Annotated in this window: 23 protein-coding genes and 1 tRNA gene; 5 read left to right on the forward strand and 19 right to left on the reverse strand. The window is 71.3% G+C overall.

From position 1 onward, the window contains the following. Nucleotides 1–71: 71 nt before the first annotated feature. The 6 genes from efeB to C1N81_RS24410 all read right to left on the reverse strand — a co-directional run bounded on the left by efeB (nucleotide 72) and on the right by C1N81_RS24410 (nucleotide 6,441). Complete coding sequence (gene efeB, locus C1N81_RS24385; RefSeq protein ID WP_394432465.1) at nucleotides 72–1,349, reverse strand: iron uptake transporter deferrochelatase/peroxidase subunit; 1,278 nt, start codon at nucleotides 1,347–1,349, stop codon at nucleotides 72–74. Between the two features lie 6 nt (nucleotides 1,350–1,355). Beyond that, nucleotides 1,356–3,425, reverse strand: a complete 2,070-nt coding sequence (locus C1N81_RS24390; RefSeq protein WP_394432467.1) for a copper resistance CopC/CopD family protein — start codon at nucleotides 3,423–3,425, stop codon at nucleotides 1,356–1,358. Nucleotides 3,426–3,441: 16 nt separating this feature from the next. Then, nucleotides 3,442–3,918, reverse strand: a complete 477-nt coding sequence (locus tag C1N81_RS24395) for a copper chaperone PCu(A)C (RefSeq protein WP_394432469.1) — start codon at nucleotides 3,916–3,918, stop codon at nucleotides 3,442–3,444. Next, on the reverse strand, nucleotides 3,915–4,568 hold the full coding sequence (locus C1N81_RS24400; RefSeq protein WP_394438199.1) for an SCO family protein: 654 nt from the start codon (nucleotides 4,566–4,568) through the stop codon (nucleotides 3,915–3,917). The genes C1N81_RS24395 and C1N81_RS24400 overlap by 4 nt, the downstream gene beginning before the upstream one ends. 135 nt (nucleotides 4,569–4,703) lie before the next feature. Continuing rightward, nucleotides 4,704–5,450 carry a YcnI family copper-binding membrane protein gene (locus tag C1N81_RS24405; RefSeq protein WP_394432471.1) on the reverse strand — a complete coding sequence of 249 codons (747 nt, stop codon included), beginning with the start codon at nucleotides 5,448–5,450 and terminating at the stop codon, nucleotides 4,704–4,706. Nucleotides 5,451–5,619: 169 nt separating this feature from the next. After that, on the reverse strand, nucleotides 5,620–6,441 hold the full coding sequence (locus tag C1N81_RS24410) for a hypothetical protein (RefSeq protein ID WP_394432473.1): 822 nt from the start codon (nucleotides 6,439–6,441) through the stop codon (nucleotides 5,620–5,622). 191 nt (nucleotides 6,442–6,632) lie between these two features. On the opposite strand from C1N81_RS24410, the gene C1N81_RS24415 reads away from it, so the two are divergent. Next, nucleotides 6,633–7,088, forward strand: a complete 456-nt coding sequence (locus C1N81_RS24415) for an ATP-binding protein (protein WP_394432475.1) — start codon at nucleotides 6,633–6,635, stop codon at nucleotides 7,086–7,088. Between the two features lie 16 nt (nucleotides 7,089–7,104). Here C1N81_RS24415 and C1N81_RS24420 read toward each other — a convergent pair whose 3' ends face one another. From C1N81_RS24420 to C1N81_RS24430, 3 genes are all read right to left on the reverse strand, one after another. Then, complete coding sequence (locus C1N81_RS24420) at nucleotides 7,105–7,926, reverse strand: class I SAM-dependent methyltransferase (RefSeq protein ID WP_394432477.1); 822 nt, start codon at nucleotides 7,924–7,926, stop codon at nucleotides 7,105–7,107. A gap of 81 nt (nucleotides 7,927–8,007) precedes the next feature. Further along, complete coding sequence (locus C1N81_RS24425; RefSeq protein WP_394432479.1) at nucleotides 8,008–9,480, reverse strand: aminopeptidase P family protein; 1,473 nt, start codon at nucleotides 9,478–9,480, stop codon at nucleotides 8,008–8,010. Nucleotides 9,481–9,623: 143 nt separating this feature from the next. Then, entirely contained in the window at nucleotides 9,624–11,132 is a 1,509-nt protein-coding gene (locus C1N81_RS24430; RefSeq protein WP_394432481.1) for a PP2C family protein-serine/threonine phosphatase, read from the reverse strand. Nucleotides 11,133–11,640: 508 nt separating this feature from the next. Here C1N81_RS24430 and C1N81_RS24435 point away from each other — a divergent pair. Then, entirely contained in the window at nucleotides 11,641–12,426 is a 786-nt protein-coding gene (locus C1N81_RS24435; protein ID WP_394432483.1) for a bifunctional DNA primase/polymerase, read from the forward strand. A 56-nt stretch (nucleotides 12,427–12,482) separates the two neighbouring features. After that, nucleotides 12,483–13,199 carry a hypothetical protein gene (locus C1N81_RS24440; protein WP_394432485.1) on the forward strand — a complete coding sequence of 239 codons (717 nt, stop codon included), beginning with the start codon at nucleotides 12,483–12,485 and terminating at the stop codon, nucleotides 13,197–13,199. Between the two features lie 203 nt (nucleotides 13,200–13,402). Here the strand turns inward: C1N81_RS24440 and C1N81_RS24445 are convergent, their stop codons facing one another. The 3 genes from C1N81_RS24445 to C1N81_RS24455 form a co-directional block, all read right to left on the reverse strand. After that, a complete protein-coding gene (locus tag C1N81_RS24445) occupies nucleotides 13,403–14,365 on the reverse strand; it encodes a DUF5926 family protein (RefSeq protein WP_394432487.1) in 963 nt (320 codons plus the stop codon). A 135-nt stretch (nucleotides 14,366–14,500) separates the two neighbouring features. Then, nucleotides 14,501–15,139 (reverse strand): ATP-binding protein, encoded by a 639-nt coding sequence (locus C1N81_RS24450; protein ID WP_394432489.1) that lies wholly within the window; start codon nucleotides 15,137–15,139, stop codon nucleotides 14,501–14,503. A 73-nt stretch (nucleotides 15,140–15,212) separates the two neighbouring features. Beyond that, entirely contained in the window at nucleotides 15,213–16,052 is an 840-nt protein-coding gene (locus C1N81_RS24455) for a glycerophosphodiester phosphodiesterase (RefSeq protein WP_394432491.1), read from the reverse strand. Nucleotides 16,053–16,377: 325 nt separating this feature from the next. Between C1N81_RS24455 and C1N81_RS24460 the strand changes: the two genes are divergently transcribed. Next, the gene (locus tag C1N81_RS24460) at nucleotides 16,378–17,844 is read left to right on the forward strand and encodes a S1C family serine protease (protein WP_394432492.1); all 1,467 of its coding nucleotides are present in this window, start codon (nucleotides 16,378–16,380) and stop codon (nucleotides 17,842–17,844) included. Between the two features lie 84 nt (nucleotides 17,845–17,928). Continuing rightward, nucleotides 17,929–18,013 (forward strand) — tRNA-Ser (locus tag C1N81_RS24465). A 137-nt stretch (nucleotides 18,014–18,150) separates the two neighbouring features. Here C1N81_RS24465 and C1N81_RS24470 read toward each other — a convergent pair. From C1N81_RS24470 to C1N81_RS24500, 7 genes are all read right to left on the reverse strand, one after another. Beyond that, complete coding sequence (locus C1N81_RS24470; RefSeq protein ID WP_394432494.1) at nucleotides 18,151–19,566, reverse strand: tyrosine-type recombinase/integrase; 1,416 nt, start codon at nucleotides 19,564–19,566, stop codon at nucleotides 18,151–18,153. A 60-nt stretch (nucleotides 19,567–19,626) separates the two neighbouring features. Beyond that, a complete protein-coding gene (locus C1N81_RS24475; protein ID WP_394432496.1) occupies nucleotides 19,627–19,812 on the reverse strand; it encodes a helix-turn-helix transcriptional regulator in 186 nt (61 codons plus the stop codon). A 476-nt stretch (nucleotides 19,813–20,288) separates the two neighbouring features. Further along, on the reverse strand, nucleotides 20,289–21,764 hold the full coding sequence (locus C1N81_RS24480; RefSeq protein WP_394432497.1) for an ATP-binding protein: 1,476 nt from the start codon (nucleotides 21,762–21,764) through the stop codon (nucleotides 20,289–20,291). Nucleotides 21,765–21,766: 2 nt separating this feature from the next. Then, a complete protein-coding gene (locus C1N81_RS24485; protein ID WP_394432499.1) occupies nucleotides 21,767–22,600 on the reverse strand; it encodes a bifunctional DNA primase/polymerase in 834 nt (277 codons plus the stop codon). Next, nucleotides 22,597–23,289 (reverse strand): SAM-dependent methyltransferase, encoded by a 693-nt coding sequence (locus tag C1N81_RS24490; protein WP_394432501.1) that lies wholly within the window; start codon nucleotides 23,287–23,289, stop codon nucleotides 22,597–22,599. The genes C1N81_RS24485 and C1N81_RS24490 overlap by 4 nt, the downstream gene beginning before the upstream one ends. An 88-nt stretch (nucleotides 23,290–23,377) precedes the next feature. Beyond that, entirely contained in the window at nucleotides 23,378–23,761 is a 384-nt protein-coding gene (locus C1N81_RS24495; RefSeq protein WP_394432503.1) for a hypothetical protein, read from the reverse strand. Between the two features lie 16 nt (nucleotides 23,762–23,777). After that, nucleotides 23,778–24,239, reverse strand: coding sequence for a hypothetical protein (locus C1N81_RS24500; RefSeq protein WP_394432505.1), 462 nt, complete (start codon nucleotides 24,237–24,239; stop codon nucleotides 23,778–23,780). Nucleotides 24,240–24,319: the final 80 nt, after the last annotated feature.

Consider the following 24,319-nt stretch of genomic DNA (forward strand, 5'->3'; position numbering starts at 1 on the left):
CGGCCCCTACGCGGCCCGCTCCCCCTGGCCGGCGCCACCCGCTCATGCCACCCAGCGCCGCCCGGCCCGGCTCACCCCTCCAACAACTCCTGCCCCACGTACCCGCCCTTCTCCGCCCCGCCCGGCACCGCGAACAGGCCGCTCGCCTCGTGCCGGATGAACGATGACAGGGCGTCGCCGCGGTCGAGCTTGCGCTGGACGGGGACGAAGCCGCGCAGTGGGTCCGCCTGCCAGCAGATGAAGAGCAGGCCCGCGTCCGGGGTGCCGTCCGCGTCGAAGCCGTCGTGGAAGGAGAACGGGCGGCGCAGCATCGCCGCGCCACCGTTCTGGTCGGGCCGGGTGATGCGGGCGTGGGCGTTCAGGGGGACGACGAGGTCGCCGCTCGCGTCCGTCTTCTCCAGGTCCGGCTCGGTCGTCTCGTCGCCGCCGGTCAGCGGCGCCCCGGTCGACTTCTTGCGGCCGATCACGCTCTCCTGCGCCGCCGTCGACTGCTTCTCCCAGTCGTCGAGCAGCATCCGGATCCGCCGTACGACCACGTACGAGCCGTTGGCCATCCAGGCGGGGGAGCCCGAGCCCGGCACGAAGATCCGCTGGTCGAAGTCGGCGTCGGCGGGCTTGGGGTTGTTGGTGCCGTCTATCTGACCCATCAGGTTGCGGGTCGTGAGGGGGCGGGCGGTGGCGCCGGGCGAGCGGTTGAAGCCGTTCATCTGCCAGCGCACCTTCGCCGCCTTGCCCGCGTCCTTCTGGAGCGCGCGCAGGGCGTGGAAGGCGACGAGGGAGTCGTTGGCGCCGATCTGCACCCATAGGTCGCCGTTGCTGCGGGCCTTGTCGAGGTGGTCGGAGAAGAAGTCCGGCAGCGGGTCCAGGGCGGTCGGGCGCTGCTTCTCCAAGCCGGTACGGGAGAAGAAGGTGTGCCCGAAGCCGAAGGTGACCGTGAGGGAGGACGGCCCGGCGTCCCGGGCGACGTCGGTGTCGTCGTTCGCCGCCGCCTCACCTGCCATCAGCCGCTCGGCCGTGGCCGACCAGCGGCGCAGCAGAGCGGCGGCCTCCTTGCGCCCTGCCCCCGCGGCCAGATCGAAGGCGACGAGGTGGCCGCGGGCCTGGAGCGGGGTGGTGATGCCGGGCTGATGTTTCCCGTGAAACATCACCTGGTCCGCGCCCAGCGACGTCAGCGCGGTCGCCTGTTCGGGCGCGTTCGACGAGGCCACGGCGTATCCCGCGCCCGCACCGACGGCGCCGAGGGCGACGCCGGTGGCGCCCGCCGTCCCGATGAGCCGGCGCCGGGTGATGCCTTCGGACGCCGACGCACCCCGCGACTGCGGGGCCGTACGGCTTTCGGTGTCCGCCATGGTGGTTCAGCCGATCTTCGCGTTCTTGGTGACAGTCACTTGGTCGATGTCGGAGGTGCGCACGGTCACCGCGATCTTCCAGTCGCCCGCCTGGGGGATCTGTACGCCCGCCGCTGTCCAGTGTCCCGTGGCGATGCGGTCGGGGACGACGGCCAGCGGGCCGATCTTCTTCGCCTCCAGGGTGAACGAGATCTTCACCTCGGGGACGTCGAAGGCCCTGCCGCCGGCCCGCTGGACATAGAGGTGCATCTCGTTGGTGCCGGTGCGGCCGGGATCCAGGTCGACCAGGACCGTGCCCTTGCCGTCCGTGGCGCCGGTGTCGAACGGCAGCTTCAGCGACAGCGGCCCGGAGCGGGTCTGCGCGCTGGAGGTGGCGGAGGTGGCCTCCTCCTCCGTGCGGCCGGGCTCGGTCGTCGTCAGCATGGTGGTGACGGCGAGCAGGACGACGGCGACGCCCGCCTCGGCGAGGACCGAGCGGCGCAGACCGAAGCGGTGCGGGTCGGCGTCGCGGGTGCGCTTGGCACGGGCGGTGTCGATGGCGGCGCGCTGCCGGGCGAGCTGTGCGGCGCGCTCGGGGTCGTGCCCCGCCGCGCCCTTCGCCCCGGCCCTTTCGACGTCGACGTCGGCGTCCTCGGAGCCGGGCCCCGTCTCGGCGCCTTCCTCGGCCACCGTCTCGGCGCCTTCCTCGGCGCTCGTCTCGGCAGCCTCCTCGGCCCCCTTCTCCGCTCCGCCGCCGACCGTGACCTTGCTCTTCTTCTCGGTGGAGCGCTGCTGCCCCACCGTCGCGACGGCGGCCTCGGCGTCAGCGGTGTTCTCGGAGGACAGTTGTTCCGAGAGCCGTGCCGTCCACCTCCGGGAGAACCAGGCGATGCCGACGAGGACGGCGACGAGGCCGACCTTGATCAATAGCAGCACTCCGTAGCGCGTCCCGGTCAGCGCGGACCAGGAGCCGACCTGGCGCCACGACTGGTAGAGCCCCGTCACGGCGAGCGCGACCACGCTGCAGAACGCCACACGGGAGTAGCGGCGCACCGCCGACGCCTCGATGGAGGGCGCCCGGTACAACGCGGTGAGCAGCGTGGTCAGGCCGCCGAGCCAGGCGGCCACGGCCAGCAGGTGCAGGATGTCGACCGGCATGGCGAGTCCGGCCTGGAGACCGGTCGAGGCGTGCTCGGCCATGGCCCAGGTCGCGGCGAGGCCCGCCGCGACGACGGCGCCGCCGACGGAGAGCCCGAAGGTGAGGTCCCTGACCTCCTTCCGGTCGCCGTCCTCGGCCCGCTTCACGTACGCCCCGAAGAGGACGGCGATGAAGAGGGCGGCCGCCGCGAGCAGCAGGAGCCGCGACGTGAGGGCCGCGCCGGACTTCGTCTGGAGCACCTGCCCGAGCAGCGTCATGTCGAAGATGTCGCCGAACTTGCCCGAGCCCGTGTACGAGCCGCGCATCAGCAACAGGGCGAGGGTGGCCGCGGTGAGCGCGGTCCAGCCGCTGACGACGACGCGCTGCACGGACTTGATCCCGGCACCGCGCGGCCAGCAGCCCAGGACGAACGCGGCGCCGCCCACCAGCAGGATGAAGCCCGCGTACGAGACGTAGCGCGCGATGCCGTAGAGGGCGCCGACGAGGCCGCCGCCCGCGTTCTGGTCGGCCACGACCGCGGTGGTCTTGGAGGGGGCGCCGATGGAGAAGGTGAAGGCGCCGGATACGGGGTGGCTGTCGGCGGAGACGACCTGGTAGGCGACGGTGAAGGTGCCGTCCGGCAGGCCCGAGTGGAGCCCCACGGTGTAGGTCGTGCCGCCGGGGTGACCGACCTTGCCGCTGTCGACGCGCTTGCCCGCGGGGTCGAGGACGCGCACCGAGCCGCTCGACATGGCGACGTCCTCGGAGAAGGTCAGGGAGACCTGCTCGGGCGCCGTCTCGACCACCGCTCCCTGCCGGGGGTCGCTCCCGGTCAGCGCGGCGTGCGCGGACGCGGGCGCGGCACCGGCCAGGAGCGCGCCGGTGACGGCGAGGAACAGCAGCACCAGGTGGCGGAAGCGCGGCACCGGGCGCCCGGGAGGGGGAGCGATGGTCTTCACGTACGGGTCAGCCCCTTCAGTGAGAAGCGTGCGACGACGTGTGCGACGCCGGGTTGTAGGTGGCGGCCTTCACCGGGAAGGAGACGGTGACGGTCCCCGCCTTGTCGAAGCGCAGCTTCACCGACACCTTGTCGCCCTCCTTCGGCTTCCGCTTCAGGTTCTCGAACATGAGGTGGTTGCCGCCCCGTTCGAAGTCCAGCTCGCCGTCGGCCGGGACGGCGAAGGAGTCCTGCTCCTTCATCACCCCGTTCTTGGTGCTGTGCAGGGTGACCTGCCCGGCGATGTCGCTGCTGACGGAGGAGAGGGTGTCGGCGCCGCCGCTGTTGTGCACCAGGAAGAATCCGGCGGCCATGTCACCGGAGGCGGGCTCGGGGATGAACGCGCCCTCCACTTTCAGTTCCGGTGTGTCACCGGAACTGTCGGACCCGCAGGCGGTCAGCGCGAGCCCGCAGGCCAGCACTATGGCGCCCAGGGCCACGGGGGTGCGCCTCACGGGGTCGCCCCCTTGATGATCTTGGGCAGGTCCTTGGTGTAGTCGTCGACCGTGGCGTCCTCGCCGTAGAGGACGTATCCGGCGTTCGACTTCGGCGAGAAGGCGACGACCTGCGTGCCGTGCATCGACACGAGCTTGCCGTTCTTGTCCTTGCTCGTCGGCTCGATGGAGATGCCGAGCGTGCGGGCGCTGCCCTGGATGGTGGCGAAGTCGCCGGTCAGGCCGATGAAGTCGGGATCCTGCGCCTTGAGCCACTTGCCGAGCACGGCAGGGGTGTCACGGTCCGGGTCGGTCGTGACGAAGACGACCTGGAGCTTGTCCTGCTCGGACTTGGGCAGCGCCTTCTTGGCGACGGCGATGTTGCTCATCGTCAGCGGGCAGACGTCGGGGCAGTGCGTGTAGCCGAAGTAGACGAGAGTCGGCTTGTCCTTGGTCTGCTCGCGCAGGTCGAACTTCTTGCCGTGGGTGTCCGTGAGGACGAGGTCCGGCTTCTTGAAGGGCTGGTCGAGAACGGTCGCGGCCTTCTTCGTGCCCGCCTCCGTCGACACGTCGGCGACGGACTTGCCGCTGTCGTCACCGCCGCCGCAGGCCGACAGGGAGAGGGTGGCCGCCAGGACCAGTCCGGCGGCGGCGAGCGACTTCTTGCTCACGGCCTTGCGAGTGATCTTGCGGGTGGTTGTGCGGGTGGTCTTGCGAGTGGTGCGCATAGAGAAATGTCCCAGATGTGAAGGGGGCGGCGGACGCCGGGGCCGCCCACCGCGGCCCCGGCGTCCACCACGGGTGGCTCAGCTGGTGGCGCGGCGACGGCCCGCCAGCACGCCGAACGCCACACCGGCGGCGCCGATGACGATGCCGACAATGCCGAGGACGCGGGCGGTGGTGTCGCTGTCGGAGCTGTCGGACGACGTGGTGGAGGCCGCCGTGGCCTCCTTGTCGTCATCGGCCTTGTCGGCCGAGGCGCCGGACGCCCCGTGCTCGTCGGCGGCGGCCGTCAGCGCGAGCGTGGGAGCCGGGTTCTCCGGCTCCTCCTGGCCCTTCTGCTGCGGCTCGATCCAGCGCACGACCTCCTTGTTGTCGTACGTCTGGATCGCCTTGAAGACGAGTTCGTCGGCGTCGGTCGGCAGGGCGCCGATCGAGACCGGGAACTTCTGGAAGTAGCCGGGCTGGACGCCCTTGTCGGCGCCGGACCCGGTCGCCGTCCAGGTGACCTTGGAGACCGCCTCGGTGATCTTCTCGCCGTGCATCTCGAGCGGCTTGTCGAGCTTGGACTTGGTGACCTCGGACTTCCAGCCCGGCAGCGGCTGCGGCATCACCGAGGCGAGCGGGTGGTCGGTCGGGAAGCTGACCTCGAGCTTGACCGTCGCGGCGTTGTCACGCTCGTTCGGGACCTTGAAGTCGATCACGGCGTAACCGCCCTTGGCGGCGGCACCCTCGGGCTGCACGCTCACGTGCGCGAAGGCGGGGGCGGAGACGAGGACGACGGAGGAGACGGCGGCGGCACCGACGAGAGCGGCGCGGGACATCTTCTTCATGACTGAGTGAACTCCACGTTCAGCGGGATCCGACGAAGGGTGAGGGGCGCGTCCGCGCACCACCGCGCGCCGTTGCGGCGCGGTGAGGACACGGGTACGCGCGCGTGCCGCACAGCACGCCTCGCCCCACGCGGAACCACACGGGTCACGCGGGAGTACGGCCGCTGTGTCAGGCAGCGAGAAGGAACGTGCCGGCACCGGCCGGCGGCCCGCGCCGGATCACGGAGTGCTGAAGTGCCGCCGTCCGCAGGGCGGGCAGCGCGGGGAACCCGGCGTGCGGCACGCGCGGCAATGCGGCGAGCGCGCCGAGCAGGCCCGCCCGCAGCGCCCGTACGAGCGCGAGCGCACCCCGCAGGGAACGCACGAGCGTCCCTTCCGCGACCTGCTGCGCCGACACCTTGGAGAGCCGCACGATCCGGCTCAGGGCGAGATCACCGCGGCGCAGCAGCCACCCGGCGCCGGCCGCGGCGAGGAGGTGCCCGATGAGCATCGGCAGGGACGGCAGGAGCGGCATCGAGGAGCTCGCCGCGACCGCCATGTCGTGGTGCGTCCCGCCGGTGGCGTCCGACGGGACGCGCGCCTGGTCGAGGATGCGCGCCTGGTCAAGGATGCGCTGGGCCTGCACCGGGCTGAGCGTCGAGGCGCCCGCCCCGCACATCAGATGTGCGGCCTGCTCCACCACGGACAGCCGCGAGCCGCTCGTGCCCATCGAGTCGTGCTGCCCGAGCCCGAACAAGGTGTGCAGGCCGATCTGCCCGATCCCCAGCGTGACGGCGATGCCGGGCAGCGAGCGCTCGCGCCCGGCCAGCGGCACGGCCACGCAGAACACCGCGAGGAAGCCGAGCGACAGCGTCCACAGCGGGACGGTGGCGGTCGATCCGAGCACGTGCCCCGCCGCGGACAGCACGACGCAGACCGCGGCGAACACCGCGGCCCTCAGCAGCCGGAGATCGGCCGCGCTGCGCGTCCTGCGCGGGTGGGGGGCAGTCATGGCGTGGTCATCATCCCACTGGCCCTGCCCCTCCCATACGGCAGGTCCACAAGGTCGTAAATCTCCCTTACCGCGACGAGTGCCCCGCTCGCGTCGGCCATATGGGCGGTTCCACGACAACTGCGCGATTGCGCGGTGTCGGCGCTGGCAATACGTATCGGTATGTCGAGCCGCGGCCAGGAGGCTGGAGCATGAGCATCTGGTGGTCCCTCCATCTGCGGCGCGAGGCTGCGAGCGTGCCGCTCGCCAGACGCCTCCTTGTCGGCACCATGGAGACCGCGGGCGTCGACCCGGAGGTCCTCTACGACCTGTCGGTCGCCCTCAGCGAGGCGTGTGCGAACGCGGTCGAGCACGGCGGTCCCCACTCCACCGGCGGGGCCTCGGGCGCGTACCGGGTCACCGCGTACCTGGACGGCGAGAAGTGCCGCATCGAGGTCGCCGACTCGGGGCCCGGCATCGCCCCGCTCAGAGGCCGTACGGCGCCGCGGCAGGCGCCCGACGACGCCGAGCACGGCCGGGGCCTCGGCCTCATCCACGCCCTCGCCGACCACGTGGACGTCGCCGCGAAGCCCGGCGGGCCCGGCACGGTGGTCAGCTTCGACAAGCTCCTCAAGTGGCGCAAGGACACCCCGCTCATGGCGGTGTGAATCCGCGCCGCCTTGTTCAGGAAAAGCGCGCGACGGCCGTCATGGTCGGCCGCAGGTTCCGCAGCGCGGGCACCATCCCGAGCAGCGGGGCGAGCGTCCCGTAGTACCTGCCGCGCCCTCGCGGCAGCGGCAGTTCCCGTACGTCACTGATGGCGGGGTGCGCGGTGCGGACCCGGTCCAGTTCCCCCGCGTTCAGCGCCCACGGCATCGGCGGCGTGGTGTACCCCTGCTTCGTGCGCATCTGCCCCTTCGTCGTGCGCTCGCCGAACCACCGCGGCACCGCGTCGAAGACCAGCGCCCCACCGCCGAACCGCTCGGCACAGCCCGCGATCAACTCCCTGACCTCGGGCGGCCGCAGGTACATGAGCAGCCCCTGCGCCGTGATCAGCACGCCGCGCGAGGCGTCGACCTCGTCGCGCCAGGACAGGTCGAGGGCCGACTGAGCGAGCAGCCGCTGCCGTTCCCCGCCGGGCAGCAGCGCCCGCCGCACCTCGGCGGTCTCCGGCAGCTCCACGCTCAGCCAGCGCGCCCGCCCGTTGTCGACCCGCCAGAACTGTGTCTCCAGGCCCTCGGCGAGCGTGACGACGGTGCCGTCCGGGTGCGTGGCCAGGAAGTCGCGTACGGCGTCGTCGAAGGTCCGTACGCGCAGTGCCTGGCCCTGCGCGAGCAGAGGGTCGGGGTCTCCGAACGTCTCCGCGAAGGGGTAGGCGATGCGCTCGACGAGTTCGACGGCCTTCGGGTCGTCGAGGACGGGCTCGGGCTGTCGCGCCTCGAAGGCGCGGTGGTAGAGGTTCCACAGCAGCGTCTCCGGTACGCCGCTCAGTTCGACTGACGTCATACAGCTCTCCTCTGCACCAGAAGGAGGAGGCGGGACCGCGTGCACGGTCCCGCCTCCGAAGTCGCCGCCATACGCGGAGAATCAGCCCTTCAAACCTGCCATCCACGCCTCGACCTCGTCGGCCTGACGCGGCAGCCCGTCCGACATGTTCCGGTTGCCGTCCTCGGTGACGAGGATGTCGTCCTCGATCCGGACGCCGATGCCGCGGTACTCCTCGGGCACGGTCAGGTCGTCGGCCTGGAAGTACAGACCCGGCTCGACGGTGAGGACCATGCCGGGCTCCAGCGTGCCGTCCACGTACGTCTCGGTCCGCGCGACCGCGCAGTCGTGGACGTCCATGCCGAGCATGTGCCCGGTGCCGTGCAGGGTCCAGCGGCGCTGGAGCCCCAGCTCCAGGACGCGCTCGACCGGGCCCTCGACGAGGCCCCACTCGACGAGCTTCTCGGCGAGCACGCGCTGTGAGGCGTCGTGGAAATCGCGGTACTTGCCGCCCGGCTTGACGGCGGCGATACCAGCCTCCTGGGCCTCGTACACGGCGTCGTAGATCTTGCGCTGGACGGCGCTGTACGTGCCGTTGATCGGCAGCGTGCGCGTGACGTCGGCGGTGTAGTACGTGTGCGTCTCCACACCGGCGTCGAGCAGCAGCAGGTCGCCGGAGCGGACCGGGCCGTCGTTGCGCACCCAGTGCAGCGTGCAGGCGTGCGGGCCCGCCGCGCAGATGGAGCCGTAGCCGATGTCGTTGCCCTCGACGCGGGCGCGCAGGAAGAACGTGCCCTCGATGTAGCGCTCGCTCGTCGCCTCGGCCTTGTCGAGGACCTTCACGACGTCCTCGAAGCCGCGCACGGTCGAGTCGACGGCCTTCTGCAGCTCACCGATCTCGAACGCGTCCTTCACGAGCCGCGCCTCGGACAGGAACGTCTTCAGCTCGTCGTCGCGCTCGGCGGTGACCTTGTCGGTCAGAGCGGCCTCGATGCCGGCGTCGTAGCCGCGCACCACGCGCACCGGCCCCGTGGCCTCGCGCAGCGCGTCGGCGAGTTCGCGCACGTCCGAGGCGGGGATGCCGTACAGCTTCTCGGCCTCGGTCAGGGAGTGGCGGCGGCCGACCCACAGCTCGCCCTGGCCGTCGAGCCAGAACTCGCCGTTCTCCCGGTCGGAGCGCGGCAGCAGGTAGATCGTCGCCTGGTGGCCGTGTGCCGTGGGCTCCAGGACGAGGACGCCGTCCTCGGTCTGGTTGCCGGTGAGGTACGCGTACTCGACCGAGGCGCGGAAGGCGTACTCGGTGTCGTTCGAACGGGTCTTGAGGTTGCCCGCGGGGACGACGATGCGCTCGCCCGGGAAGCGGGCGGACAGGGCGGCGCGGCGGGCGGCCGTCTCGGCGGCCTGCTCGATCGGGCGCAGCTCGTGCAGTTCGGTGTCGGCCCAGCCGGACTTCATGTTCTCGGCGAGCTCGTCGGAGACACCGGGGTAGAGGCCGTTCTTGCGCTGCTTGATGGGCTCGTCGCCCTCAGGGGCCTCCATGATCTCCGGGTTCTCCGGGGTGAGCTCCTCCGACACGGTTCCTCCTCGACGCGGGTCCGTTGACGACCGGGGTATGGCCTGGGGTGATGGCCTGATATGGCAGTGGACCCCCTCCATCGTACGAGCGTACGGAAGGGGGTCCAGGGCCGGAGGGCCTCTTACCGAGCGTGCGGAGCCGCCTACGCGAAACGGGCGGCGAGCAGCACCACGTCCTCGTCGCTGTCCGCCATGTCGAGTCCGTTTGGGAGCATCGTGTGCAGCACATGGTCGGCAAGGGCGCCCGGGTCCTCGCGGAGCGCCTTCGGGACGCCGGCGGCGGCCGCGTGCAGCCGGGCGAAGGCGCGGTCCATGGGCTCGCCGGTGCGGCGCAGGAGGCCGTCCGTGTAGAGCAGCACCGTCTCGCCCGGGTCCGGTGAGATCTCCGCGCTCGGCGCCTCCCAGCAGGCGAGCATGCCGAGCGGCGCGGACAGCGTCGTCTCCGCGAACTCGGTGCGGCGCTCCCCGATCACCAGGGGCGGGCTGTGCCCGGCGCCCGCCAGGACGAGCTTGCGCTGCGCGGGCTCGCAGTAGGCGAACAGGGCGGTCGCGCTGCGCGCCGGCTCGGTGAGACGCAACAGAAGCTCGAGGTCGGACAGGACCGCGACCGGGTCCTCCCCCTCCATCACCGCGTACGCCCGCAAGGAGGCGCGCAGGCGGCCCATCGCGGCGACCGCGCTCGCGCCGGAGCCCGTGACCGATCCGACGGCAAGGCCGAGCGCCCCCTCGGGCAGTGGCAGTGCGTCGTACCAGTCGCCGCCGCCGCGCGGGCCGGTGCGGTGGCGCACGGCGAGCTGGACGCCCGGGACGCGGGGCAGCCGCGCGGGCAGCAACTCGTCGGAGAGTGTGCGCGACCACGCGCGCGTGCGCTCCCATGCGAGCAGGCGGGCCAGGTGCTCGGTCGCGTAGCGCGCGTACAGGCCGATGAGGTGGCGCTGACGCTCGGTGGGCGCGGCGGGCTCGTCGTAGAACCAGACGGCGGCGCCGAGCCGGCCCGCGGCGTCGGTGGCGAGCGGCAAGGCGTAGCTCGCCGCGTAGCCGAGGCGTGCGGCGACATCGCGCAGGCGGGGGTCGAGCCCGTCCTCCGCGAACAGGTCGGCCCGTGTCTCGTCCTGGGTGCCGAAGCCGTCGAGGATGCGCCCGTGCGGGGTGGCGCCGCGCGGCACCGTCTCGATGTGGCCGAGGTCGGGGCGGGTGAGGCCGAGGCCGACGGTGGTGTCGGGGCCGAGCCCGTCCCCCGGCTCCAGGGCGGCGAGGCCGCGCCGGGCGCCCACCAGGACGGCTCCGGCGCGCAGGAGTTCGTGGAGTGCTTCGTCGAGTGCGCCGGTGCGGGCCAGTCGTTCCGTGAGTTCGTGCAGGGTCGTGAGGTCCGAGACCCAGCCGGCGAGCCGGTCCTGGATCACGGCTCCTGGGGCGGGGGGTGCGGCAGCGGCGGGTGCCACCGCGGGGGCGGGCGCGACAGTGTGGGCTGGAGGGGGAACCTGTCCAGGAGAGGAATCGATTCCGGCCACTTTCGGCAGACGCGGGGTTGTCATGGCTCCCGGCTTTCCGACCGGCGCGTATTGCTCAATAGCATCGCAAACCCCCATGTTGTTCTGCGCCGCCAGCAATGTCTCCACATCTACACGCACTGGAGAGGGGATGTCCAGCATTGTCCTGCGGGGATTCCCGGTGTCCCTGGTGCTCTCGTGGTTTCCGCGATATTGAGATCTCGGTTCTCCCTCATGATCAATTGACGAACGAGATCGTTCCAACTTGGCCAGAAACCGACTCGGTGAACGGTGAACTGAGGTCGACTGGCATCGTTCGACGGAGCGTCATAGCGGTCATGGTGGGTACGTACTCGGTGAAGGCCAGGGGCAGTTGGGATCCCCCCGGAACCTGGAGTCGGAGCCGGGCGTCATAGCCATCGACGACCGAGCCCCATCCTCCCGTGGGGGAGGCGCCGAAAAGTACGCGGGACGGCAAAACGCCAGGCGCCGCCACCCCACGCCAGGCTTATGAAGGACCCAGCAGGCGCTCGGACTATAGGGATTGTCCCCGGGCCGGCAGCCAAGGCTGAGGTCAAGCGCTCCAGCACGTACGCACGGTGACTGTTCGACACATGGTGTGATGTGGCCCACAGCGTTCTCTTCGGTCAACGGAAAGGAACGAGCGCTCATGCGCGAGATCCCCGGAAGGCGACGCAGGATCCTGTCCAGGCGGGACAGCGGGAAGTCTGACCTGACCAGCGCGGCCCTCACGTTCGCGACGGAGTGGCGGTGGCCGGTGCTGCCCGGCATAGCGCTCGCGGCGGCGGGACGCCGCGACGGCGTCCGGTGCGCATGCCCCGACCCCGAGTGCACGGTGCCCGGCGCCCACCCCTTCGACCCGGGACTGCTCGCGGCGACGACCGACGAGCGCATGGTGCGCTGGTGGTGGGCCAACCGGCCCGAGGCCCCTGTCATCCTCGCCACCGGTGCCTCGTCCGGGGCGGGTGTCTCGACCGGGGCGGGTGTCCCGTCGGGGAAGGGTGCTTCGTCTGGGAAGGGTGTCTCGTCCGGGACGGGTGCTTCGTCCGGGACGGCCGGAGGGCGCGCGCCGTGCGCCGTGAGCCTGCCCGCTGTCGCGGGCGCCCGCGCACTCGCGGCGCTCGACCGTGCCGATGTCCGGCTCGGCCCGGTGATCGCCACCCCGGAGCGGATCGCGATCCTCGTCGCGCCCTACTCCCTGGAACAACTCGGCGAACTCCTCTACGCGCAGGATTTCGTGCCCGGCTCCCTGCGGTTCCACGGCGAGGGCGGCTACCTCGCCCTGCCGCCGTCCGTCACGGGCGCGGGGCAGGTCCGCTGGGAGCGCGCGCCGCTGCCCGGTTCGGCGGCACCCTGGACGCCGGACGTGGAGGCTGTGGTCGACGCCGTCGTGGAGGCTCTCACTCGTACGGGTGTGAGCGCGCCCGAGTTGTAGCGGTATCGGGCGCGCTGCGGAGCGCTGCGACGGGTGTGCGCCGCTATGTTCGGCGCATGCCTGCCGCGCCCCCGCCCGTAGAGATCCCCAAGGCTCCCCCCGGGCGCGCGCAGGGGAAACCCGCGTCGCGCCTTCGTCTGTTCGGGCTCGTCGCCGGAGTGGTGCTCATCGCCGTGCTGCCCCTGGCGGGCGCGTCCGCGGGGCCCACCGACGGCGGACCGGAGCGGCTGCCCGCCCCGAAGGCCGAGTCCGCGCCGGACGGCGCGGCCGACAAGGTGGACGACAAGGCCGCTGACAAGGCGGGCGACAAGGCGGGTGACAAGGCCGGCCCCGAGCCGAGCGCCGTCCCCGCGCGCGGCCCCGCCGGCGAAGAGCCCGGCGCCGCGTCCGACCGGCCGACTTCCTCCCTGCTGAGCGGTCTCGGCCTGGCCGCCGCCGCGCAATGCGGCCCGCAACTCACCTCGCCCGAGGGCATCGAGGCCCAGACCTGTGTGCTGCGCCAGGCGAAGGAGACTTGGGCGCGCACCTACTACCGGAACACGACGGGCGAGAGCCTCAGCGCCGTGCTGACCCTGATGGCGCCCGACGGACGCACGGTGCGGATCACGTGCGCGGTGGGCGCGGAGGACGAGCCGGGGATGTGCGAGACGCCGCGGGGGCCGACCCGGGCCGAGCCCGCCCGGTACGCCGCGGTGGCGGAGTACGCGGCCGACGGCGAGGGCCCGCTGCTGCTCCGGTCCGGAACCAACTCGGCGCCCGCATACGGACGTTGAGGTTCCCTGCCGGGCGCGGGGATGAAAGCGCCCGGTTGCTGGCGACGGGGGATGCACCAGCAACCGGGCTACTTGAACGGTAACAAGAGATCCTCAGTTTACAAATTCGATCTCTTCTATTCGGACATGGATTTACCTGCAACTACCGGGAGTTGTGACCGGAGTCACCTCCTCCGGTGAGGTGCCTCCGCGCGGTCCGCGGATCAGCTCAGGGTCACCTGTCGGTTGGTGAGGCCCCCACGCGCGCGGCGCTCGTCCGCCGTCAGCGGCGCGTCCGTGGCCAGGGCGGCGGCGAGCCGCTCGGCGAATGCGGCGGCCGGCTTCTCGACGTCCTCCGCCTTCACCGAGCTCGGCAGGTCCCACACCGGAACCGTCAGGCCGTGCGCCCGGAACGAACCGACGAGACGGGTGCCCTCGCCGAGCGAGGACGTACCGGCCGCGTGCAGCCGCGCGAGCGCGTCGAGCAGCTTCTCCTCGGGGTGCGGCATGACCCAGCGCAGGTGGTTCTTGTCCGGCGTCTCGCACCAGTAGGCGCTGTCCACGCCGGTGAGCTTGACGGTCGGGATCGCCGCGGCGTTCGCCCGCTCCAGGGAGGCGGCGACCTCACCCGACGCGTTCTCCGAGTCCGGCACCCAGAACTCGAAGCCGGTGTGCACGACCGGCTCGAAAGCGCCGTTCGCGTCGAGCAGGTCCTGAAGGCGCGGCCCGTCGGCGGGCGCGCGGCGCGCCTGCACCGGGTTGCCCGGCTCGGTGGTCAGCGCGCGCCGCAGGGTGTCCGCCAGGTCGCGGCTGATGTCGCCCGACGGCGTGTCGTTCTGCAGGCCGAGGAGGACCGAGCCGTCGTCGCGGCGCAGCGCGGGCCACGCCATGGGCAGCACGGTCGCCAGGGTCACCGACGGAACGCCCTCGGGCAGGGCGTCCTTCAGGGGCAGCTCGACCGTCGCCGCGGGCACCAGCTCGCGCAGCGCGACCCAGTCGCCCTCGCCCGGCAGTCCCTCGAAGGGGCGCTGCACCAGCTCGGTCACCGCGTGCGCGGCCTCCCGGCCGTGGCAGGCCTTGTAGCGGCGGCCACTGCCGCAGGGGCAGGGCTCGCGGGCACCGACGACCGGGATCTCTCCACTGGTGACTTGCGGCTTGCCCTTGGTCTGCGGGCGCTTCTTGGCCATCTTGGACGTCTCCCGGATGCGGCTTTCCTAGGTACGGGCGCGAGCCTAGCCGCTCGTACCGACACCGGGGGACGCGCTCCGGGCCGCCGCGCCCCACCCGGCTCACCGAACCCCGCGCGGGGCTCGCGGCGGTGCTCAGCCCACGTCGTCGAAGGCGTCCGCGAAATCGAGGCCCACCAGGTCCTTGGCGGGCCGTGAGGTGATGCGGGCCGCGAAGTCGTCGCGACGGTGCGCCGTCGTCTCCGTGTGCACGTCCTTGTGCACGACCACCCAGACGGTGACCTCGCCCCGCGCGTCGTCGCGCACGCCCCAGTCGTCGGCGAGGGCCGTGATGATGTTGAGTCCGCGGCCGCCGCGCGCGGTCACCGACGGAGTGGCCGGAACCGGGCGGGTCGGGCCGCCGCCGTCCGTCACCTCGACCGTGAGCCGGCCCCGGTCGTCCACCTCCCAGGCGACGCGTACACCCCCGTCACCTGCCATGTCGTCGCCCAGCGGTCTGCCGTGCCGGCAGGCATTGCTGAGCAGTTCGGAAAGGATCAGAACCGCATCGTCGACGATCGACTCCGGTACTCCGCCGCAGCGCAGCTGATCACGCATCCGGTGTCGTGCCTCGCCTACGCCGGCAGGGCCATGGGGAACGGCCATGCACGACGACGCGGGCACCTCCTGTGCCACCACCAACGCCACCCCCGAGACCTCCTTTGCCCCACGCCACGGTGTGGATGCCCCAATGGACTGGACCGGAAACCGGCCAAACGGCCCTCGGTGGCGCACTCGAAACGATCGAACACGGAGCGAACGCGCCGGAGCACTCCCCGTGACGAGCAGGGGTGAAGGTGGCCGGAAATCACCCCCGGCCGAGGTACTTCAGCACTGCCGCCGGCCGGTTGGTGATGATCGCGTCCACTCCGAGGCGGACACAGAGGTCGATGTCCTCGGCCTCATTCACCGTCCACACGTGAACCTGGTGGCCCGCGCGCGTGAGCTTCTCGATGTACGCGGGGTGACTGCGCACGATCCGGATGCCGGGGCCCGCGATCCGCACGCCCTGGGGCAGGCGCCCCTCGCGATGGCGCGGGGAGACGAACTGCATCAAATAGACGGTCGGCAGAGTCGGTGACGCCTCCTGGACGCGCAGCAGGGAACGGGCCGAAAAACTCATCACGCGCACGCGCGAGGGCTCGTCCGGCGACGGCGCGTCCAAGCCGAATCGCTTGAGCAGGAGCAACAGCCGCTCCTCGACCTGCCCCGCCCACCTGGTGGGGTGTTTCGTCTCGATGGCCAGCTCGACGCGGCGACCGGCGTCCACGACCAGTTCGAGCAGCCGCTCCAACGTCAGTACGGAGGTGTCGGCCGCGTTCCCCGCCCAGTCGGGGCTCTCCTCCAGCTCTCTGCGGCCCTTGAGAGCCTTCAGGTCCTTCAGGTCCTTCCAGGAGCCGAAGTCGAGCGTGGCCAGGTCGGCGAGTTCCAGGGCGGAGACGGCTCCGCGACCGTTCGACGTACGGTTGACGCGACGGTCGTGCACGCAGACGAGGTGGCCGTCCGCCGTGAGCCGTACATCGCACTCGAGGGCATCGGCACCGTCCTCGATCGCCTTCTTGTACGCGGCCAACGTGTGCTCGGGGGCGTCCTGCGAGGCACCTCGGTGGGCGACGACCTGGATGTGTTGCTGTCGTGCGTGGGTCACCGCGTCATGGTGCCACCGCGCGCGTGGGCACCGAGAAAGTTCGGCCTACCGGATGCGTCCGTTTCGCCCGGCATAAAGGATGGCAGCGGACGCACAGGAACGCCTTATGGTGCCCTGACGGCCGGTGGGAAAAGCTGAGCGCGTACAACTGCACACCTGGCCAGACAACTGGTTCGTGACAGGACCATGCCGGTTATACGGGTGACAGTGGCCGCCCGAGCGCCGCTGTGAGGACCGTACGAGGCCGAACGGAGCGGCGCTCAACGACGAGCGCCCACCCAAGTCCGGACCGGCGACGACAGCCGTGGATCGAGGAGAGAAAGCTGTGAGCACCGAGAACGAGGGCACTGCGGTCCCCCCGGCCCCGTCCGCACCTCCCGTGCCGGTGGACGCTCCCGCTGCTCCCGCCGCACACACCCCGCCCGCGCCCGGGCAGATGCCGCCCGGCGCCGAGGGCGCCCGTTACGACGAGACGGCGCAGCAGCAGGGCGCGACGCCGCCCGTGGGCCACGGGGCGCCCGGCGCAGAGGCGGGCTCCGCCCAGCCCGGGCACGCGCCCGCCGGTGACTGGCCCCCGCCGCCCCCCGCGGTCCCCTCGTACGCGGGCGGTGGCGGTGGCAACCACACCTGGGGCGCCTCCTACCAGCCGCCGCAGCCCAAGCCGGGCGGCTGGCGCGGCGGTCTGCTCGCGGGGGTCGTCGCGGCGGCCCTGATCGCGGGCGCCGTCGGTGGCGGCGTCGGCTACTGGGCCGCCGAGCGTGATGACAACGGCGGCACGGGATCGACGACCGTCTCCGCCTCCAACCCCGCCGACCTCAAGCGCGACCCCGGCACCGTCGCGAACGTGGCGGCCAGCGCGCTGCCCAGCACGGTCACCATCGAGGCCGAGGGCAACAACGGCGAGGGCGGCACCGGCACCGGCTTCGTGTACGACAAGCAAGGCCACATCCTCACCAACAACCACGTGGTGGCGGAGGCCGTCGACGGCGGCAAGCTGTCGGCCACGTTTTCGAACGGCAAGAAGTACGACGCCGAGGTCATCGGCAATGCGCAGGGGTACGACGTCGCGGTCATCAAGCTGAAGAACGCGCCGAACGACCTCAAGCCCCTCGTGCTCGGCAACTCCGACAAGGTCGCTGTCGGCGACTCGACCATCGCGATCGGCGCGCCCTTCGGCCTGTCGAACACGGTGACCACCGGCATTGTCTCGGCCAAGGACCGCCCCGTGGCCTCCAGCGACGGTTCGGGCAGCAGCAAGGCGTCGTACATGAGCGCCCTGCAGACCGACGCGTCGATCAACCCGGGCAACTCCGGCGGGCCGCTCCTGGACGGGAACGGTCACGTGATCGGCATCAACTCGGCGATCCAGTCCGCGTCCAGCGGCGGCCTGGGCGGCGGCTCGGGCCAGGCCGGTTCCATCGGCCTCGGCTTCGCCATCCCGATCAACCAGGCCAAGATGGTCGCCACCCAGCTCATCAAGACCGGCCAGCCGGTCTACCCGGTGATCGGCGCCTCCGTCTCCCTGGAGGAGGGCACCGGCGGCGCGAAGATCACCGAGCAGGGCGCGAGCGGCTCGGCGGCGGTCACGGCGAACGGCCCGGCGGACAAGGCCGGCCTGAAGCCCGGCGACGTCATCACCAAGCTGGACGACTCCGTGATCGACTCCGGCCCGACCCTGATCGGCCAGATCTGGACCCACAAGCCCGGCGACACCGTGAAGCTCACCTACACGCGCGGCGGCCAGGAGCGCACGACCAACGTCACGCTGGGCGAGCGCAAGGGCGACAGCTGACCGACCCCGTTCGACCCCGTTCCAGGACCCGCTACCCTGGTCCCGCGCCACCCCTTCGCCGTTCAACGGCTCCGGGGGGCGCGGGGTGGGTTGCCCGAGCGGCCTAAGGGAACGGTCTTGAAAACCGTCGTGGCGCGAGTCACCGTGGGTTCAAATCCCACACCCACCGCTGGCAGGTCAGCGGAATAGCTGGTCAGAAGGGGTGCCCCGGTCCACGGAGCACCCCTTAAGCGTTGGACCTGTCTCACCCTGGCTCGCCGGTATCCCACCGTTGACCAGTGCGTATGGGCCATCTGTGGGCCAGGATTAGGGCTTGTCGCCCTCGTCGAGCGCGCGAGAGATGAGGTCGTTGGAGTGCTGCTGTCCGCCCTTGAGGATCTTCGCGTAAAAGCGGTACAGCACGGCGATGCTGTGTCCGGCGCGAGCGGCGCCCTCTGCGGGGTCCACCCCCGATTTGATCCAGAGGGACACTCCCGCGTGGCGCAGTGAGTACGGCACCGCCGCAAGGTTGGATTCCACCTCTCGCGGTGAGAGAACGGCCTTCCGTGCCTTCTCCCAGATGTCGCAGTACTCGGTGGACGGGACGCGGCCACCGCGCGCGGCCCGGAACAGCCGCCCGTCATCGGCCGTGCCGTAGCGCGTGATGTGCTCGCGGAGCAGGTGCACGAGAACGGGCGGAATGGGCACCGTTCGCGTTGCGCCGCGCTTGCGACGCTTGAGTCCGCGCGTCTCGTACGAAGTGCCGTCGTCGGTCCACCCGCCGCCAACCTCCGGGCGGCTCTCCCCCAGGAGCAGTTCGCCCCACTCTTTGACGGACTCCGCAGTGTTGGGAGGCAAGGTGCAGTCGGTCTCTTTGAGCGCGACGATTTCGCCGGGACGCATGGCCGCGTAGTAGAGGCACCCAAAGAAGGCGTGCAGGTGTTGCCCTCGCGGTCCTGAGTCCCGTACGGCCCCCAGCAGCGACCGGGCAAGAGCAGGGTCCGGGACGTATCGGAAATCGATCTCGTCGTCGCTCTCGGGCGGGGTCCAGTCCACGCGCGGCAAAGGATTGGTGGTGAGGAGTCCTTTCTCCTCGACCGTGTAGCGCAGGACGTTGCTCAACACCATGCGCTTACGCCTCGCCGTGTTCTCAGCCGCCTTCTGTCCGTCCATGCGGAGCGACAACGCCTCCAGAGCCGGACGGAGAAGAGCAGGGTCCTCCAGGTCTTTCACCTTGATGGAGTGGGCGGCGACCCATTCCAGAGCATCGCGGACGTCTTGCGGGGCTTCCTCAACCGTGTGCCGCGGGGCCCACGTTCCGTCAGGGGTGCGAACGGCTCGGAACGCCCACTGGTACAGCGCCGTACGCAGAACGTCGGGGCGCGGCGCACCCCGCTTACCCGTGACGAGTGTCGGGGTGACGACAGCAAGAGACTCCGCGATGCTTGCGCGGTGCTTGGCGGCGGCGCGTGGCCACTTCATGAGGACATATCCCGTGACGTGTTCGTACCAGGAGGGCGAGGTGCGCGCCGCCAACTCGCTTGCCGGAAGCCCCGTCTCCTCGTCGAACTGCTGCCGATCGCGCAATGCCGTCATCAGCTCTGCCCGGCGACCGTCTGCCTGTGGCTTGAGCTTGAAGCTGCGCGAGTGCGGGCGCTCGCCCACCCGCCAACGCAGTTCCCAGGGCTTGGGGCGTCCGGCGCGCTTTCGGATGGACCAGATATCGACGTCGTACGTGAGCATGTCTCTCCAGATAGAGGGAGGGGCCCGCGCTGAGCGCGGGCCCCTCGTTAGCGGTGGGTTCTAGGCGGCGCGGTCGCAGGACTCCCACCACGAGTCCAGGTCGGCACGGCTGACGCGGAGCTGGCCGTTGGGGAGTTTGCGGAGGCGGGGGGCTTGGCCGCGGGCGCGCATGCGGTAGAAGGCGGCGCGGCTCATGCGGATCTCTTTGAGGACTTCGGGGAGCTTGAGCATCTGGGTGCGTGCCACGGTCATCTCCTTGGAGGCATCGGGAGGCATCGGGAGGCATCGGGAGGCTGTGGGTCACTGAGGGGGCGTCTGTCCGAGGTTCGGATTTCTGCGTCACCGCGTCATCTGCGTCATTCAGGCTTCTGACCTGCGGCTATCGGTGACGGAGCGCAGTGGGGGTGCGTCACCGCCGCGTCACCTGCGTCACCGGGGGGTGACGCAGGTGACGCAGGATGACGCAGACGTCGGGCTCTGCGTCACCGCCCTCTCTGCTGGTCAGGGGCCGTTTTTCGGCGTGGGTGACGCGGGTGACGCAGCGTTTCCCTACTTAGGAAAGAGAGGGGGTGGTGTCTGTTGTTGTGCGCGGCTCAGAGCGCGAAGAAGGAGCCGCTGCGCGGCACGTCCTTCAGGCGGCGCGCTGCGCCAAACCGCAAGAGGAGCACCCCTCCCGCGCCGTGCCGGGTGCTCCTCTTGCGGTTGAGCGGTGACCTCGCGGTTCAGAACGCGGCTTCCTGCTGCGCTTCGGGCGCGGGTGCCGGGGTGGAAAGCTCGATGTAGCGGGCGGTTTTGGTGCGGCCCCAGTCCACGAGGAGGCCGCGGGCGGCGAGGGTGGGCTGGAGCCGCTTGAGCCGGTCTGAGAGCACCTTGCCGGTGGTCGGCCACCCCTTGGGCAGCGGTCGGCAGTCCTCGCCGCTGTAGAGGGCGGTGAGGCGGTGCAGCCACTCCGCCGACGTCATCCGCTCCTGCGCCCCGGCGGGCATCGTGGCCGCGAACTGCAACACGGTCTGCGCGAGCAGGTCGCCCTCGATGACGTCGTCATTGAGGTCGTCCAGCCCGGCCCGGTAGGCGGGCAGCGCCCCCAGCCCGGTGGCCGCATCGAGCTGGGCGCACAGGTGGGCGAAGTCCGCCATGCGTAGATCCGTCGGCGTCTCGGCGGTGGCCGCACGGACCTTCACCGTCAAGTCCAGGAGCGAGCCGAGGATGACGGGCAAGGCTTCGGCGTACTCCGCCCACAGCTCCGCCTCAGTGCGCCGCACCTTCGGGCGCTCCAGCCGCAGCGGCAGCAGCCGCTCGGCAAGGTCGGGGCGGATGACGCCCACGTCGATGCCGGTCAAGAGCAGGGGGCGGCGGTAGCGGGCGCGGAAGACGTCGCCGTCGGTGAACAGGGCCCGCTTGACGCTCTCAGCGCCGGTGACGATGCAGCACATGGCGTCGGACAGGTCCGGGGTCATGTGGGAGAGGTTGTCCAGCGCGGTCACCCATCCCGCGGCGACCGCGGCAATGAGGTTGTCCTCGTCCTTGGGGGCGCGGCGCAGGTCTCCGCTCATGCCCTCGATGATTCGGATCAGCATGCGCCCGCCAGTGGACTTGCCCGCGCCTTGGGGGCCGGTGAGGAAGGGGGCGGGGACGGGCACGGAGGGTTCCAGGCAGCCGATGAGCCAGGCCATGGCCAGGCACTCGGTCTCCGCGTTGGCGAAGTTGCACAGCCGGAACAGCAGGTCGATGCCCTTGCCGTCGGTGTCCTTGGCGGGCAGGGGGAGTTCCCCAGTGAGCTGGGTGCGCCGCCAGCACACCTCGCTCGGGTCGGGGGTGGCGATGTCCCAGCCGGTGGGGTGGATACGAACGGACTGTCCATCGGTGCGGCCCAGGTCCAGCCAGGTCGCGCCGTCGAAGCCGGGGGCGACGCGGATGTGCACGGGCTGGACCTGCTCGGTGAGGGCGAGTGCTTCGATCAAGTCGAGTGCCTCCTTCATCGCGGTGCCGTTGAACGTGCCGAGCCCGTCCTTGAACAGCCCGACCATGAGTTCTTGGCGGTGGCTTCCGGTGGTGCCCTGGGAGCGGATCGGGCGGGCCACCGGGTGGCCCTTCTTCTGGGCGTAGACGGTGCCGTCGGCGGTGCGGAAGTAGCGGAAGCGCTCTTGCGCGTAGTCCGCGATGACCTTCCTCGCCGGGTTCTTGTCGTCGTCTTCCATGCTCAAAGCCCCAGCTTTGTGCGGGCGTTGGTCCACGCGTCGGTGCAGTGCCGCGGGCTTTCGCCCTTGGTCTGTGCGGCGGTGAACAGGCGCGTGATGTGGGCGTCGGTGAGGCAGCCGCAGCGGCCGTGGGTGGAGAGCACGGCCAGGAACGTGGCGTAGACGGTGTGGTGCACGCCGCTGGTGGCCGCGGTGATGCGCTGCTCCGCCATGGCGATGCCGCGCTCCAGGTAGGCGGGGGTGCGGTGGCGGCACGGCCCGCCCCCGGCCGGTGCCGCCACCAGGACTGTGACCGGTGCGGGCGCGGCGGGCCGGGCCGCGGTGAGCGCGCGCACGGTGTCGGGCAGGGCGGTCAGGCTGCAGGTGCCGGGCCCGAGCCAGCGGGCGTAGGCCATGGTGGACTTGATGTCCACACCGGGCCGCACCCCGTTGGCTGACGGCATGACACCCCGGTAGAGCCAGTGCTCGCCACGCGTGGTGGGCACAGTCCGGGTAGCGGGCAGGTGCTCGCGGGCCCACGCGATGGCGTCGGCGTCATCGAGGTCCACGACCGTCAGCCCGGCGCCGCCGGGGTGGTAGGCGACCGCCGCCGCGGCCCGCCAGGCCGCGGCCCACTCCGGGGAGGCGAGGACGCTGGTGTCGGTGGTGGCGGCGGCCCAGCCGTGGCAGGGGGCGGGGCAGGCGCAAGGGCCGGGGGTCTTCATGTTCGGGCGCCCGCCGCACGAGGTGTACAGGCAGGCGGGGCAATTGGCGAAGGGCACCTTTCCCCTTCGCAGCGGCAGCACAGGGAAACCGTCGGCCGCGAGCCCCAGCGCGGTGCGCAGGAGGTCGTTCATGCCGCCACCTCCAGTCCGGTGCGCAGGTGGGCGAGGGCCGCTAGGCCGATGTGCTGGGTGTAGACGGGCGGGATGCACTCGCGGATGCCGTCGCGGTTCATCCACAGCACCCCGAGCACGTCACGCGCCTGCTGGACGCCGGAGAAGTTGCCGACGTACTGCCCGAAGTAGCCGGGCGGGACGGGGCGGCCCATCTTGGCCTGCGGCACCGTGTGCGCCGGGTGGGCAGGCTGAGTGAGGGTGAAGCCGCCGCCGGTTTCGAAGAACCGGTGCCGGTAGGTGCGGACGCCGAACATCGGCCCGCACAGCATGACCGGTGCGTGCAGCTTGGGCAGCGCCCCGCGCACGTTCTCCAGCACCCACGGCCGGCCGGTCCTGTCCAGGGCGGCGCGGGTGGGGCCGATCAGGTCGGGGTGGGTGTTGCCGCGCAGGCGCTGGCACTCGCTGTCGTGCTGGCACGGCGGGGAGGCGTGGATGAAGTCGAAGGCGGCGCCGTGGGCCAGGACGAACGCGACCGCATCGGCCTGGATGAACCGGAACGGATAGCGAGGCTGCGGGGCGATGTCGATGCCGGTCACGTCGAATCCGGCGTCGGCGTAGCCCTTGGCCGCGCCGCCCTGGCAGCAGAACAAGTCCAGCAGCCGCGGACGGTAGCCGCGCACTCGCCGGATGGGGGTGGGTTGGGTCATGCTGGAATTCCTCCAGTTCGTTACTGGCGTGCTGGGAGACAAGGGCGGCCCCGTTTCTTTGGCGAGAGGGGGGCCGCCCTTGGCGTCGCTAGGAGTCGGCGTCGTCGGGTTCGCGGTAGCTGAGCACTCCGGTCGCGCTGTGCGCGCATTCCAGGGCAGCGGCGAGGGCGCGGGCGAGGTCGTCCGCCTTGTTCAGGGCGTCGATGGCAGCGGTGACGTGGTGGTCCACGTCGCCGTGGGTGGCGATGAGGCGGCCGGCGTCGGCGAGGGTGTCCAGGGTGTTGCCGGTGTGCTCGAACGCCTGCGGCAGCCGGTGGGCGAGCGCGGTGAACGCGGCGATGGCCCGGTACACGTCGCCCGGATACGGCAGCGGGTGAGGGTTGGTGGTGGTGGCGTAGGTGGCGTGGTTGTACTTGCGGATCGCTTCGGCCGCGTCCTGCGGGTAGACGACCGGATCGGGCGTGCTGGTCATGGTGTTGGCCTCCTGGTCAGGAGTAGAAGCGGTTGCGCTTGATGACGGCTTTGCCGATGTTGACGACCGTGCCGCCGCCCCGGGCGGGGCCGAAGACGATGGCGGCGATGTAGCCGCCGAAGATGACCGCGGCCAGCACCATGAGCTGATGCACGAGCGCGGCCAGCGCGGCAACGAAGGTGGCGGCGAGCGCGAGCCCGCCGCACACCCCGGCGAACCCGACCCCGGTGAGCGCGATGTTCACCGCGGTCCGCGACACCGGCCGGGCGGCCGGCGCCGCGGGCACCGGCAGCGCGGCGTAGGTGGGCGTGGGCGCGGGGGTGAGGGTGTAGCCGGTGACGACCCGTCCGTCCGGCAGCACGACCGACTGCACCGAAGACGCGGCCGGGGTGAGCGGCGCGGGCGTCGGGGCGGTGGGGGCGAGGGGGATGGGGTGGTGGATTTCGACGGCCACGGCGGGCCGCTCGGGGTACTCCATGCAAGGCTCCCGGTTCCGGGCGCGCGGGCCCGCACACACGGGGGTACGGGCGCGCACGCGCGTGGGTGTCAGACAGGTGT

Source organism: Streptomyces sp. SGAir0957, from assembly GCF_043523415.1.

Excerpts from the sequence above, each read along its gene's own strand:
- efeB (WP_394432465.1), bottom strand. The coding sequence starts at position 1,349 with ATGGCGGACACCGAAAGCCGTACGGCCCCGCAGTCGCGGGGTGCGTCG.
- C1N81_RS24405 (WP_394432471.1), bottom strand. The coding sequence starts at position 5,450 with ATGAAGAAGATGTCCCGCGCCGCTCTCGTCGGTGCCGCCGCCGTCTCC.
- C1N81_RS24410 (WP_394432473.1), bottom strand. The coding sequence starts at position 6,441 with ATGACTGCCCCCCACCCGCGCAGGACGCGCAGCGCGGCCGATCTCCGG.
- C1N81_RS24415 (WP_394432475.1), top strand. The coding sequence starts at position 6,633 with ATGAGCATCTGGTGGTCCCTCCATCTGCGGCGCGAGGCTGCGAGCGTG.
- C1N81_RS24420 (WP_394432477.1), bottom strand. The coding sequence starts at position 7,926 with ATGACGTCAGTCGAACTGAGCGGCGTACCGGAGACGCTGCTGTGGAAC.
- C1N81_RS24430 (WP_394432481.1), bottom strand. The coding sequence starts at position 11,132 with ATGCTGGACATCCCCTCTCCAGTGCGTGTAGATGTGGAGACATTGCTG.
- C1N81_RS24435 (WP_394432483.1), top strand. The coding sequence starts at position 11,641 with ATGCGCGAGATCCCCGGAAGGCGACGCAGGATCCTGTCCAGGCGGGAC.
- C1N81_RS24440 (WP_394432485.1), top strand. The coding sequence starts at position 12,483 with ATGCCTGCCGCGCCCCCGCCCGTAGAGATCCCCAAGGCTCCCCCCGGG.
- C1N81_RS24445 (WP_394432487.1), bottom strand. The coding sequence starts at position 14,365 with ATGGCCAAGAAGCGCCCGCAGACCAAGGGCAAGCCGCAAGTCACCAGT.
- C1N81_RS24470 (WP_394432494.1), bottom strand. The coding sequence starts at position 19,566 with ATGCTCACGTACGACGTCGATATCTGGTCCATCCGAAAGCGCGCCGGA.
- C1N81_RS24480 (WP_394432497.1), bottom strand. The coding sequence starts at position 21,764 with ATGGAAGACGACGACAAGAACCCGGCGAGGAAGGTCATCGCGGACTAC.
- C1N81_RS24485 (WP_394432499.1), bottom strand. The coding sequence starts at position 22,600 with ATGAACGACCTCCTGCGCACCGCGCTGGGGCTCGCGGCCGACGGTTTC.
- C1N81_RS24490 (WP_394432501.1), bottom strand. The coding sequence starts at position 23,289 with ATGACCCAACCCACCCCCATCCGGCGAGTGCGCGGCTACCGTCCGCGG.
- C1N81_RS24495 (WP_394432503.1), bottom strand. The coding sequence starts at position 23,761 with ATGACCAGCACGCCCGATCCGGTCGTCTACCCGCAGGACGCGGCCGAA.
- C1N81_RS24500 (WP_394432505.1), bottom strand. The coding sequence starts at position 24,239 with ATGGAGTACCCCGAGCGGCCCGCCGTGGCCGTCGAAATCCACCACCCC.